14 protein-coding genes and 1 other annotated feature (1 of these 15 running past the window's edge) are annotated in these 12270 nt (G+C 40.3%); of the genes, 12 read left to right on the top strand and 2 right to left on the bottom strand.

The genetic code is table 11. The features are described from left to right. Positions 1-20, top strand: a sequence feature (ribosomal protein L21 leader region) (it extends 52 nt beyond the left edge of the window). Positions 21-34: 14 nt separating this feature from the next. The 7 genes from rplU to pheA all read left to right on the top strand — a co-directional run bounded on the left by rplU (position 35) and on the right by pheA (position 4425). Then, positions 35-343, top strand: a complete 309-nt coding sequence (rplU, locus tag LJC66_RS23660) for a 50S ribosomal protein L21 (protein WP_013059337.1) — start codon at positions 35-37, stop codon at positions 341-343. A 9-nt stretch (positions 344-352) separates the two neighbouring features. Next, entirely contained in the window at positions 353-685 is a 333-nt protein-coding gene (locus LJC66_RS23655; protein ID WP_013059336.1) for a ribosomal-processing cysteine protease Prp, read from the top strand. Positions 686-701: 16 nt separating this feature from the next. Then, a complete protein-coding gene (rpmA, locus tag LJC66_RS23650) occupies positions 702-995 on the top strand; it encodes a 50S ribosomal protein L27 (RefSeq protein ID WP_013059335.1) in 294 nt (97 codons plus the stop codon). 171 nt (positions 996-1166) lie between these two features. Next, entirely contained in the window at positions 1167-1703 is a 537-nt protein-coding gene (locus LJC66_RS23645; protein WP_013085118.1) for a Spo0B C-terminal domain-containing protein, read from the top strand. Between the two features lie 51 nt (positions 1704-1754). Further along, on the top strand, positions 1755-3041 hold the full coding sequence (obgE, locus tag LJC66_RS23640; protein ID WP_013085117.1) for a GTPase ObgE: 1287 nt from the start codon (positions 1755-1757) through the stop codon (positions 3039-3041). A 33-nt stretch (positions 3042-3074) separates the two neighbouring features. Next, complete coding sequence (locus LJC66_RS23635) at positions 3075-3524, top strand: ACT domain-containing protein (RefSeq protein WP_013059332.1); 450 nt, start codon at positions 3075-3077, stop codon at positions 3522-3524. Between the two features lie 28 nt (positions 3525-3552). Next, positions 3553-4425, top strand: a complete 873-nt coding sequence (pheA, locus tag LJC66_RS23630; RefSeq protein WP_230933645.1) for a prephenate dehydratase — start codon at positions 3553-3555, stop codon at positions 4423-4425. 29 nt (positions 4426-4454) lie between these two features. Here the strand turns inward: pheA and LJC66_RS23625 are convergent, their stop codons facing one another. Together LJC66_RS23625 and LJC66_RS23620 are read right to left on the bottom strand one after the other, a co-directional pair. Beyond that, positions 4455-5000, bottom strand: a complete 546-nt coding sequence (locus LJC66_RS23625; RefSeq protein ID WP_047932161.1) for a transcription repressor NadR — start codon at positions 4998-5000, stop codon at positions 4455-4457. Between the two features lie 15 nt (positions 5001-5015). Beyond that, the gene (locus LJC66_RS23620) at positions 5016-6152 is read right to left on the bottom strand and encodes an IscS subfamily cysteine desulfurase (RefSeq protein ID WP_230933644.1); all 1137 of its coding nucleotides are present in this window, start codon (positions 6150-6152) and stop codon (positions 5016-5018) included. An 89-nt stretch (positions 6153-6241) separates the two neighbouring features. On the opposite strand from LJC66_RS23620, the gene nadB reads away from it, so the two are divergent. From nadB to LJC66_RS23595, 5 genes are all read left to right on the top strand, one after another. Further along, positions 6242-7786, top strand: coding sequence for an L-aspartate oxidase (gene nadB / locus LJC66_RS23615; protein WP_195695862.1), 1545 nt, complete (start codon positions 6242-6244; stop codon positions 7784-7786). 36 nt (positions 7787-7822) lie between these two features. Further along, on the top strand, positions 7823-8716 hold the full coding sequence (gene nadC, locus LJC66_RS23610) for a carboxylating nicotinate-nucleotide diphosphorylase (RefSeq protein ID WP_195695863.1): 894 nt from the start codon (positions 7823-7825) through the stop codon (positions 8714-8716). Then, a complete protein-coding gene (nadA, locus tag LJC66_RS23605; RefSeq protein ID WP_195695864.1) occupies positions 8673-9773 on the top strand; it encodes a quinolinate synthase NadA in 1101 nt (366 codons plus the stop codon). The genes nadC and nadA overlap by 44 nt, the downstream gene beginning before the upstream one ends. Before the next feature lie 214 nt (positions 9774-9987). Beyond that, complete coding sequence (safA, locus tag LJC66_RS23600) at positions 9988-11268, top strand: SafA/ExsA family spore coat assembly protein (RefSeq protein ID WP_230933643.1); 1281 nt, start codon at positions 9988-9990, stop codon at positions 11266-11268. Continuing rightward, positions 11258-12223 (top strand): phosphotransferase, encoded by a 966-nt coding sequence (locus LJC66_RS23595; RefSeq protein WP_230933642.1) that lies wholly within the window; start codon positions 11258-11260, stop codon positions 12221-12223. Before safA ends, LJC66_RS23595 begins: the two co-directional genes overlap by 11 nt. The last annotated feature ends 47 nt before the right edge of the window (positions 12224-12270 follow it).

Raw genomic sequence — 12270 nt, 5'->3', positions numbered from 1 at the left:
TGGCGAGTCTTAGTTTTTAGAGGAGGTGCAGAGAATGTACGCAATTATTGAAACTGGTGGTAAGCAAATTAAAGTAGAGGCTGGTCAAGCAATCTACGTTGAAAAACTTGCTGGTGAACAAGGCGAAACAGTTACTTTTGACAAAGTATTATTTGTAGGTGGCGACAGCGTGAAAGTTGGTGTTCCTTTCGTAGAAGGTGCAACAGTTACGGCTAAAGTTGAAAAACAAGGTCGCGCTAAAAAGATCACTGTATTTAAATACAAAGCAAAGAAAAACTATCGTCGTAAGCAAGGTCACCGTCAACCTTACACAAAAGTTGTAATCGACGCTATCAACGCGTAATTATAACAAATGATTAAGGTGACGATTTCTCGTGATGCAAATAAGAAAGTTGACGGGTTCACGATGAGTGGACATGCTGACTTTTCCGAACACGGAAAAGATCTTGTTTGTGCGGGAGCATCTGCAGTTTCATTTGGAACAATTAATGCTATCTTTTCAATAAGTGGGGTTGAACCGCACTTAGAGCAAGGTGGAGATGGTGGGTATCTCCGTTGTGAGATTCCAAAAGATGTGGATTCCTTCACATTGGAACAGATTCAATTGCTATTAGAAGGTATGGTTGTTTCACTGAAAACGATCGAATTAGATTACAGTAATTATATAAAAATTAACGACAACTAAACAGGAGGTGGATGTCATGTTAGTAAGATTAGACCTTCAATTCTTCGCTTCTAAAAAAGGAGTAGGTAGTACTAAAAACGGTCGTGATTCAATCTCGAAACGTCTTGGTGCTAAACGTGCTGATGGCCAATTCGTATCTGGTGGTTCAATTTTATACCGTCAACGCGGTACTAAAATTTACCCAGGTGCAAACGTAGGTCGTGGTGGAGATGATACTTTATTCGCTCAAATCGACGGTATCGTTAAATTTGAACGTTTCGGTCGTGACCGTAAAAAAGTATCTGTATACCCTGTTGCTCAAGAAGCATAAGATACAAAAAGAAAACTCTAACCCAAGTAGGTTAGAGTTTTCTTTTTGTAGAATATTTCACCTATTACCCATTGGAATTTGTTATAATCGAACATATCTAAGAAGATTGATACGAGATGTTTGTCAGCGTTGTGAAATACTTATGCTCGAGTCAAAGTTAGGAGTGCTAAGATGGAAAAAGAATGGGATGTCGTAGAGGTATTAAGATACGCGCGGCATGATTGGTTAAATAAGCTGCAATTAATCAAAGGCAATCTAGCGTTGAATCGGCTTGATCGAGCGAATGAAATCATTGAAGAAATTGTAAATGAATCCAAACATGAATCCAAGTTAACAAACATCAATATGCGACTGTTTGCGGGCTTTGTTATGACCTATCATTGGAATAACCATGCTGTTCGCTTAGATGTGGAAGTGCTCGGAGAATTGAAGGATTTATCACAATACGATGAGTTCGTATACAACTGGTGTTGCTATTTGACAGAAGCACTCGAAAAATATGTTGATTATCATGCAGAAAACTATTTGAGTATTTCAGTATGCATTGAAGAACAGGGAATTCGTTTCTTTTTTGACTTTAGTGGAATACTAACAGATATACAGAAGCTACAAAACAAGCTACAATGTTATGAGTGCGCTCAAGGAGTTGCATTGGTTGAACAGCATATGTCTGAAGATGAATTTAGCCTTATGCTAACAATAAGTTAACAGCGCTTTTGCTATTGCAGGAGCTAAGATATAGAACGGAGTGAAAAAGAAATGTTTGTAGATCAGGTCAAGGTATATGTAAAAGGTGGCGACGGGGGAAATGGAATGGTTGCCTTTCGTCGCGAAAAGTACGTACCAAAAGGAGGTCCTGCAGGTGGTGACGGTGGTCACGGTGCAGATGTCATCTTTGAAGTAGAAGAAGGATTGCGTACGCTGATGGATTTCCGCTATAAGCGTCACTTTAAAGCAAGCCGCGGTGAACATGGAATGTCAAAAGGACAGCACGGACGTAACGCTGAGCCGATGGTTGTAAAAGTTCCACCAGGTACGGTTGTGTTAGATGAAGATACGAACGAAACGATCGCTGATTTAGTTGAGCACGGCCAGCGCGCAGTGATTGCTAAAGGTGGACGCGGAGGGCGTGGGAATACGCGTTTTGCTACACCTGCAAATCCAGCACCGGAGCTTTCAGAAAATGGAGAGCCAGGTAAAGAGAGAAATGTAATTCTTGAATTAAAAGTATTGGCCGATGTAGGATTAGTTGGTTTTCCAAGTGTTGGAAAGTCAACGTTATTATCCGTAACGTCTGCTGCAAAGCCAAAAATTGCTGAATATCATTTTACAACAATTAATCCGAATTTAGGAGTAGTTGAAACAGAAGATAATCGCAGTTTTGTGATGGCAGATTTACCAGGGCTAATCGAAGGTGCACATGAAGGTGTAGGATTAGGTCATCAGTTTTTACGTCACATTGAACGTACCCGCGTTATTGTCCATGTAATCGATATGTCAGGTTTAGAAGGCCGTGATCCATATGAAGATTACTTAACCATTAATGAAGAGCTGCGTCAATATAATATGCGTTTAACCGAACGTCCGCAAGTAGTGGTAGCAAATAAAATGGATATCCCGCAAGCCGAAGAGAATCTAGCTGCATTCAAAGAAAAAGTAGGAGACGAAGTGAAAGTCTTTCCAATTTCTGCAGCAACGCGTAATGGAATCCGCGAACTGTTATTTACAGTAGCTGATCTTGTAGAAACTACGCCGGAATTCCCAATGCAAGAAGAGGAAGATCTATCTATGCACCGCGTATTGTACAAGCATGAAAAGAAAGAAGTGGAATTTGTTATTACGCGTGATAGCGATGGCTCATACGTATTAAGCGGTGAAAAAATCGAAAAATTATTCAAGATGACTGACTTCTCACGTGAAGAATCCGTTCGTCGATTTGCGCGTCAGCTTCGAGGCATGGGCGTCGATGAAGCCCTTCGTGAACGAGGAGCAAAAGATGGGGATATTGTAAAGCTGTTTGAATATGAATTTGAATTTATTGACTAATTGTTGTTCATAGGATAAGGGGAGGGGCTTTACTTGCATAAGAGCGATAAGCAGTTTTATTTAGTTCGCGAAGATGTATTACCAGAAGCGATGAAAAAAACATTGGATGCGAAGCTGTTAATTGAACGGGGAAAAGCTGAATCGGTAGCAGATGCTGTACAAGCCGTAGACTTGAGTCGCAGTGCTTTTTATAAGTACCGCGACACGGTCTTTCCGTTTCAGACGGTTGTCAAACAGCGAATTATTTCACTATTTTTTCATATTGAAGATCGATCAGGAACTTTATCACATTTATTGAGCACCGTTGCATCATCGGGATGCAATGTGTTAACGATTCACCAAACCATCCCTTTACAAGGGCGTGCCAACGTAACTCTTTCATTAGATACAGCAAGCATGAATGTTGAATTAAATGAAATGCTGCGAAGACTGAAAAGCTTAGAGTTTGTAGATAAAGTGGACGTGCTTGGTTCAGGGGCATAATGGCAAACAGATATAGATAAGGAGAGGCATGATTGTGGGGAAAGTAGGATATTTAGGACCAAAGGCAACATTTACACATGTAGCCGTCCAAGGCGTATTTAAGCAGCACGACCATATTCCATACAAAACAATTCCAGCATGCATTGATGCAGTGGATAACGGAGAAATTGAGTATGGAATTGTACCGTTAGAAAATGCACTTGAAGGATCTGTAAATTTAACACTTGATTATCTTATTCATGAACGTCGTCTGCCGATTGTTGGGGAAATTGTGCTTCCGATTCGTCAGCATTTAATGGTTCATCCATCTCGTGCAGAACAGTGGAAAAACATTGAAACGATTTATTCTCATCCTCATGCAATTGCGCAGTGTCATAAATTTTTACACGGAGAATGTACGTCAACTGCAGTAGAAGAGATGACATCAACGGCGTTTGCTGCGAAGTATGTAAGCGAACACCCTGAGCTTAATATTGGAGCTATTGCGAATGGGTTAGCAGCCCATGAATATGGATTACATATTGCCTGCCCGAACATTCATGATTATGATCATAATACAACAAGATTTGTTATTTTGCATAAAGATGGAGCGCAAGAGGTGCCATTTTTAGCTGGAAACGGGTGTAAGACAACGTTAATGATTACACTTCCATCTGATCAGGCAGGAGCGCTTCATCAAGTGCTTTCAGCCTTCTCCTGGCGCAAGCTAAATCTGTCTAAAATTGAATCCCGTCCTATGAAAACAGGGCTTGGAAACTATTTCTTTATCATTGATATTGAACAAAAAATGGATGAAGTATTAATCCCTGGGGCTATGGCTGAACTTGAGGCACTAGGCTGTAGCGTAGAGCTTTTAGGAAGCTATCCCCATACACTACTTGAAACAGAAATCCCGCTTTAAAGCGGGATTTTTTTTGTTATAGCACCTTTTTATTCATTCGAAACTAAATAACCTTCCGCTTCAAGAGCTAAGCAGGCAGCATTCAGTTTTTCAATTGTATCTGCTTCAATCGTATGAAGGTGAATCCCATCTGTTAGCTGAGATAAATAAGTTGCGTTTGTTTCTTGAATTTTTTCTATGAACGTTTCTACTTCTTTTCGGGTTTGAATCATAACGGAAGCCGTTAATTCACCATACACAGGGTGTTCAACGGTTACATCTTTTACGAGAACGCCGTGGTCAACAAGCAGAAGAAGCTCTTTTTCAGCATCTTCTGGCGTATGCTGACAGGCAATAATTCGCTGATGCACGGTAGTTTGAGATGGATTTTGAATATAAATATATCCTTGGCTTGTTGCGATAATGGGCTCATTTTTAGCTTTAAGCAGCGAAATATCTTGTACAATGACTTGGCGGCTAACGTTCGTTCGTTTCGAAAGCTCACTGCCTGTCATTGGTTTATTCTCTGTTTTTAACCATTGTAGAATAAGTTCTCTTCTTTCTTCTCCAAGAATTTTCTTTTGAGTTCCTGGCACCTTTAATCCCTCCTTTTACACTGTCATAAATTCTTGCTGTAATAAATGAAAAACGGATATGAGTCGATCAATATGCTTAAACGTTGAATGTTGACTGAATGAAATACGGACAAAATTCTTAGCATTCACAGTCGATTTGCTAATCGCAAGTAGAGAAGCTAATGGTTCCTGCTGATTTACATGACAGGCACTTCCCGTAGAGATAGCAATTCCGTGACGATTACATTGTAACATAACATATTGACCCTGTATGTTTGAAAACGTCAGTCCAATAATTCCAGGAAAATGAGAGTTCCCAAGGCCTTCTACTTCTATAAAAGGAGCAAGAGGCTCTAGGTTTTCTAGTAAGTACGATTTTAAGCGCTCATAATGGCTTTGAGCGGTCTTCATTTCTGCATATGCGTATTCAGCTGCTGCAGTAAAGGCAGCAATGCCCGCTGTATTTACAGTCCCAGGGCGAAAGCCTTTTTCATGAGTTGCTTTATGATAAATAGGCTTCCAAGAAGAACTTGAATTCATGTATACCATTCCTACACCTTTTGGTCCGTAAATTTTATGACTAGAGACTGAGATGCTATCAGCTTTCAGCTTTTTAACATCAATAGGAAGCTTACCAAAAGATTGAACACAATCACAGTGAAAGAGAATTTCTTTTTTAGATAAAAAATGGCCAATATCTTCAACTGGCTGAATTGTACCCAGCTCATGATTGATGTGCTGAATGGCTACTAGCACAGTGTCAGGTCGAATCGTCTTCTTTAAGTCGTCTACAGACACAACTCCGTTTTGATCTACAGGTACGTAAGATAGGGAAAATCCTTCTTTTTCAAGCTGCTGCAACGTATGAAGCACCGAAGAATGTTCAAGTTTCGTTGTCACTATATGTTTTCTTTCATCATTTTTTCCTTTTAAAAGAGAACGAATAGCTAAGTAATTAGCTTCTGTTCCCCCGCTTGTAAAAAAAAGATCATCCTCTCGACAATTTACTAACAGGCTTAATTTTTTTCTGCATAGCGTAAGTAAATTTTCTGCTTGTGTTCCAAGTGTGTGAAGACTGCTGGAGTTTCCATAATAGCTTGTTGCCGCTTCAGTATATACTTCAATTGCTTCTTGTCTCATTGGCGTTGTTGCCGCATAGTCCAGATAAATCATTTTCTCCCTCCGATAAAAAAACTTCTTGTCTTTCATTTAATAATATGTAAATATAGGTGTCAAGACACATGTAAATAAAGAGGTGTAAAATGTTAGAGACGGATGTTTTAATTATTGGAAGCGGATTAGCAGCGTTTTCTGCAGCTTATGAACTGTGTCGTCATAACAGAGTTGTAATGGTAACGAAAGGGAAAATTGACCGCAATAACTCAGTTCTTGCTCAAGGCGGAGTAGCAGCTGCTATTGGAAGCAGCGATCACTGGAGTGAACATCTCTATGATACGTTGGTTGCGGGCAATAAGCATTGCAATGAACAAGCGGTACGCACTTTAGTGGAAGAAGGTGCGGCTGTAGTAAATGAATTGATTCATAAAGGAATGAAGTTTGATAAAAATCCAGATGGTACGCTGCATTTTGGAAAAGAAGGAGCCCATCGTACGAATCGTATTCTGCATGCAGGCGGGGATGCAACAGGACAAGCGCTGTTCGCTTTTTTGAAAAAAGAAGTACTGCCATATATTACAGTTATTGAAAACGAAATGATTCAGCATTTAATAACTGTAGATGGAACGTGCAGAGGTGCTATCGGACAAGGTGAAAACAACAAAATTACTATATATCATGCTCGTCAAACGGTTATTGCTACCGGAGGAATCGGCGCTTTGTACAAGCATACCTCTAACCAGCCGCTTGCGACGGGAGATGGGCTAGCGCTTGCGTACAGGGCTGGAGCAAAATTAGCGGACTTAGAATTTGTTCAGTTTCATCCGACGCTTTTGTATCAAAATGAAGCGAAAGGTCTAGTATCCGAAGCGGTTCGAGGTGAAGGTGGCGTACTGGTAAATGAATGGAATGAACGCATAATGGAAGGCGTTCATCCCTTTAAGGATTTAGCACCGCGAGATGTTGTAGCAAGGACAATTTTTAATGAAATGAAAGAAGGAAGATCCGTATTTTTAGACATTGAAAAAGTGGCTCATTTCCAACAAAAATTTCCTACGATTACGGCACTGTGTCGGAAGTATAAAATTCAACTGGACAAAAAACGAATACCTGTTACTCCAGGCGCACATTTTTTAATGGGTGGAATTGAAGTAGATGGTTACGGACAAACAAGCGTTGAAGGATTGTATGCCGTGGGGGAAGTTTCTTTTACAGGCGTTCATGGAGCAAATCGTCTAGCAAGCAATTCATTGTTAGAGTGTCTTGTATTTGGAAAACGGACAGGGCGTCATATTTTACATAAAGCGAGAACGATATCTCGTTATCCCCCCGTCCGTTACGTCTATAAAGACATGCCTAAAACACTGCCTGCCACAAGACAAATTCAGCATAAAATGATGGATTGTGTAGGAATCATTCGTCATGAAAACGAATTGGCTACTATTGTGCATGAATTCACAAATTACTTGGAGGGAATACCTCTTGACCAAGAAGTTATATATTCGAGGAAAGCTGCGGCCATCTGCAATATGCTAACGGCAGGTCTGCTTATTGCAGAGTCCTCTCTTGCAAGAAAAGAAAGTAGAGGAGGTCATTACCGAAGTGACTTTCCGCATGAAAACCAAGAATGGGAGCATAAGCGAATTATTAAGCAGTCTGCTGCTTCAACAAAACAATCATTAATTTTATAAGCAAGAAAATCTAAAAAGAAAGGTGAAGGTAGCACAATGAACACGTTGAAATTACAAAAACTATTGCAGTCTTTTTTTATAGAAGACATTGGAGATGGAGATATAACCTGTGAAGCTATTTTTTCTCCGTCTGACCAAGGGGAAGCTGTGTTCACGGCAAAGCAATCAGGTATTATCGCAGGAGTGGAATTGATTAAAGAAGGATTTCATTTAATAGACCCTGACGTGAAAGTGAATTTGGAGAAAAAAGATGGAGATGTTCTTAAGCCTGGAGATAAAATAGCTACCGTTTCAGGACCCGTGCGATCTATTTTGACCGGTGAACGGGTAATCTTAAACTTACTTCAAAGAATGAGTGGCATTGCCACGATGACGCACAAAGCCGTCGCGCTGCTTGGCAGCTCACATACGCGTATATGTGACACGCGAAAAACAACGCCTGGTATGCGAATGTTAGAGAAGTATGCCGTTCGTGCTGGAGGTGGTTATAATCATCGTTTTGGATTGTACGATGGCGTCATGTTGAAAGATAACCATATTGCACATGCAGGATCTATTCTAGACGCTGTTGTGAAAGTAAGAGAGCAGGTTGGACATATGGTTAAGGTGGAAGTGGAAATTGAAAACAAAAGTCAGTTGCTAGAAGCAATAGAGGCAGGAGCAGATGTCATTATGTTCGATAACTGTTCTCCAGAAGTCATTAAAGATTGGATACCACTGGTTCCCGCTCATATTGTCACAGAAGCATCCGGTGGAATTACGCTTGGCACGCTTCATTCTTTTAGAGACAGCGGAGTGGACTATATTTCACTTGGAGCTTTAACGCATTCAGCAGGGGCTATCGATATCAGCTTGGACTTATTAACAGAAAGGGGAACAGGAAATCATGAGTTTATTACAAACGCTTCAGCAGCAAACGCTGCCCGCTAAATATATAGAGCTCACAGAAAATGAAATGAAAAGAAGGGTACTAGAAATCAAGAAAAAGCTCGGAAGCAAATTGTTTCTGCTCGGCCATCATTATCAAAAAGATGAAGTGTACGAATTTGCAGATGCGGTAGGAGACTCCTTACAGCTGGCTCAAATAGCAGCTGAAAATAGAGAAGCTGAGCATATTGTGTTTTGCGGCGTTCACTTCATGGCAGAAACAGCTGATATTTTAACAGCTGAAAATCAAAAAGTCATTTTACCCGATATGCGAGCTGGCTGTTCAATGGCTGATATGGCTACTATTCAGCAAACAGAAAAGGCATGGCCTGTCTTACAGGATCTTTTCGGAGATACAATTATTCCGCTTACGTATGTGAATTCTACAGCTGCAATTAAATCTTTTGTAGGCGAACATGATGGGGCAACTGTAACATCTTCAAATGCAAAAAATATGGTGGAGTGGGCATTTTCTAAAAAAGAGCGCATTCTCTTTTTACCAGACCAGCATTTGGGCAGAAACACAGCTTATGATTTAGGTGTTGGACTAGATGAAATGGCCATTTGGAATCCTATTGAAGAAATGCTTGAATATGAAGGGGATATAAACAATATCAAGGTGATTCTGTGGAAAGGTCACTGTTCTGTGCATGAAAATTTCACGGTTAAAAATATTGATTATTTACGCGAGAAGCAGCCTGAGATGAATATTATTGTTCATCCGGAATGTTCTTATGAAGTGGTGCAAAAATCAGATTATGCAGGTTCTACAAAATATATTATTGATACAATTGAAAAAGCCCCTTCAGGCTCTAAATGGGCCATTGGCACGGAAATGAACTTAGTAAAACGGATTATCAACAGTCATCCGGATAAAGAAATTGTTTCGCTTAATCCCTATATGTGTCCTTGTTTGACGATGAACCGAATTGATTTGCCTCACTTGCTGTGGGCTTTAGAAAGCATCGAAGAAGGAACAGAAGTGAATCAAATCAAGGTGGATGAACATACAGCACAAGGGGCGATCAAAGCGCTAACGAATATGTTAGAACGAGCATAAAGATTTTTAAGACAATTAAAAAGAGAAGGTCTAAAAGAAGACTTATTGACATATTGTTTGTGTTGATAAGTCTTTTTTTCTTTATCATAAAAACTTGAACCAAACTGTGGGCAAAATGAATAAAAAAATGGTTCAAGGCATATCTTGTGATGAACAAACAGAACTTACTTTGATTTTGCACATATAGATGGCAGAGACTCTACTCGGGAGGGGAATGACGTTGAAAATCCATATCGTTCAAAAAGGGGATACCCTTTGGAAAATCGCTGAAAAGTATGGGGTTAATTTTGAAGAGTTAAAAAAAGCGAATTCTCAATTAAGCAATCCAGACATGATCATGCCTGGAATGAAAATTAAAGTGCCGACAAGCGGAGTGCCTGTTCAAAAAGAAGGAGCTCCTTCACCTGGTATAAAAGAAATGCCTAAAGTTCAACACCCTTATAGTGACCAATCCACAAAAGCTTATCCAGTAACGGAAATTGATGAAAGTCCGGATGAGAAAAAGTCAGCTAATCAGCCTGCTCAAACACCGTTTATGCAACCGATAAAAGAAGCACCAATCGCACAGCCAAAGAAAGAAGCACCGATTGATCAACCGAAAAAGGAAGCGCCGATTGCGCAGCCAAAGAAAGAAGCGCCGGTCGCGCAGCCTAAAAAAGAAGCACCAATTGCGCAGCCTAAAAAAGAAATGCCAGTTGCGCCAAAGCTTCCTAAATTAAAGCCAATTGCACCTGAGATTGATATTAACAATTATTACACCGTTAATATGGCGATGCAGGCTCCAAAAAAAGAAGCACCAAAAGAACTACCTAAGCATGAATCGCCAGAAAGTCCTGAGATGGAGAGTATAGAAATGCCTCCTCAAATGCCATGTTACCCAATCATGCCGATATCGCCTGTAATGCCAGGCTGCGGGTTTAATTACATGCCGTGTCCTCCGCCAATGTATGCACCGCAGCCATATCCAATGCCAATGTATCAACAGGCTCCAATGTATCATCACGGTTATGAAAACGAATCGTTTGAAGAACATGCGATGGGCGCTCACATGGCACCGATGCCAATGTATCCAATGATGCCACACAGCTGCTATGGACCGGTACAATGTTCTCCTTGTCCGCCTCCATGGGGATATCAGCAGCCCGTTTATCCGGCCTATCATCAAGCACCGATGTATCCACAAGTACAAGGAGCTATGACAGGTGGCCATTATGAAAGTTCTTCCGATGGTTATGGAAACGCGCCTTATCATTATGGGCAGCACTATGCGCCACAGCAGCAAGGAGACTGCAGCTGCGGTGAACCAAGACCTGACGACTATGCACCACAGCAGCCTTATCCACAGTACCAACAGCAGGTACCTTATGGCTTTCAGGACCCAAGGGCACCCTATCCAGCCCCATATGGCATGATTGGTGTACCTCCGTATCCTGCGTTTGATCCAAATGCATTTAGTATTCCAGAATACGATGAGTACGACGAAGATGAAGATTGATTATTATACACGAGACGATTTTAATTTAAATCGTCTCTTTCTCTATTTGAAAAAAAGAGATATTCACGTTGAGACCTATCGTATGAAAAAGCCTCATGTTATCATAGCGGATACGAATAAAGGAAAAAAAGTAATAAAAGCATACAGAGACAAAGGTAAAATTGAACATGTTTATCATTTTTTATCTCAGATTCAACAAGGGTATGCTGTTAATTTTGAAGCTTACCCAGAAGGTGAACTTTATATAAAGGACCGTCATTTGTACTGGGCGATGATGCCTTTTGTTAAGCAAGTAAAAGAGGTAACGTATGAAAGTTTTCAGGGTCGGGAAGAAGTATTACAAACATTGATTCGCTATCATGGAGAAGTTCATAAAAAGAAACTAGCCGCGTATACAAAGCTTTCTGAGTATGATCTTATTTTAAAATGGAAAAAGCGGCTTTCTTCTTTTCGAGAAACATCACATGTATTTAGGGAATTTAATCAATTTCATGTATATAAAGACATTGCGACTTGGGGAGAAAAAGCTTTAGTCTTAATGGAGCGCTTCAAAGATAGTGGGTTAAACTGTTCCATTATTCACGGTGACGTTGCTTCACATAATTTCTTGAAAACAAACCATTTGGGTATTGTTATGATTGATTTTGACTTATCGGCTAAAGCTCCTGCTCTTTATGACTATGTCCAGCTTGCCCAGCGCTTTTTGCCTTACGTCCAGTGGTCGATGAAAGAACTACTTCAACACTCGAAAATAAAAGAATTAAGCAAGCAGCGTTTTTTTCTTGCTTCTTTGCTATTTCCATCGATGCTGATGAGAAACTGGAATATAAATGCCTCTACTTTATCATGGGCAAACCGTCAAAGATTAATGCAGCAATCGGTTGAAGAATGGTCCCAGCGTACACGTTTTTATCGAGTGATTTACCAGCACTTACAAAACCTACATGACATGTAAAGAGTTTATAAACACTTCATCGAATAAGAAACGGCTCGTCTTTTAAT

Source organism: Priestia sp. TSO9, assembly GCF_021029645.1.
GTDB lineage: Bacteria > Bacillota > Bacilli > Bacillales > Bacillaceae_H > Priestia > Priestia megaterium_E.
Note: the sequence above shows the minus strand (reverse complement) of the source record. Positions and strands in the feature narration are given on the sequence as shown.

What these genes read in the sequence shown, in the direction of transcription:
- pheA (WP_230933645.1), top strand. Translation starts at nt 3,553, where the DNA reads ATGATTGTGGGGAAAGTAGGATATTTAGGACCAAAGGCAACATTTACA.
- nadB (WP_195695862.1), top strand. Translation starts at nt 6,242, where the DNA reads ATGTTAGAGACGGATGTTTTAATTATTGGAAGCGGATTAGCAGCGTTT.
- LJC66_RS23620 (WP_230933644.1), bottom strand. Translation starts at nt 6,152, where the DNA reads ATGATTTATCTGGACTATGCGGCAACAACGCCAATGAGACAAGAAGCA.
- LJC66_RS23655 (WP_013059336.1), top strand. Translation starts at nt 353, where the DNA reads ATGATTAAGGTGACGATTTCTCGTGATGCAAATAAGAAAGTTGACGGG.
- rpmA (WP_013059335.1), top strand. Translation starts at nt 702, where the DNA reads ATGTTAGTAAGATTAGACCTTCAATTCTTCGCTTCTAAAAAAGGAGTA.
- safA (WP_230933643.1), top strand. Translation starts at nt 9,988, where the DNA reads ATGACGTTGAAAATCCATATCGTTCAAAAAGGGGATACCCTTTGGAAA.
- nadC (WP_195695863.1), top strand. Translation starts at nt 7,823, where the DNA reads ATGAACACGTTGAAATTACAAAAACTATTGCAGTCTTTTTTTATAGAA.
- LJC66_RS23595 (WP_230933642.1), top strand. Translation starts at nt 11,258, where the DNA reads ATGAAGATTGATTATTATACACGAGACGATTTTAATTTAAATCGTCTC.
- rplU (WP_013059337.1), top strand. Translation starts at nt 35, where the DNA reads ATGTACGCAATTATTGAAACTGGTGGTAAGCAAATTAAAGTAGAGGCT.
- nadA (WP_195695864.1), top strand. Translation starts at nt 8,673, where the DNA reads ATGAGTTTATTACAAACGCTTCAGCAGCAAACGCTGCCCGCTAAATAT.
- LJC66_RS23645 (WP_013085118.1), top strand. Translation starts at nt 1,167, where the DNA reads ATGGAAAAAGAATGGGATGTCGTAGAGGTATTAAGATACGCGCGGCAT.
- obgE (WP_013085117.1), top strand. Translation starts at nt 1,755, where the DNA reads ATGTTTGTAGATCAGGTCAAGGTATATGTAAAAGGTGGCGACGGGGGA.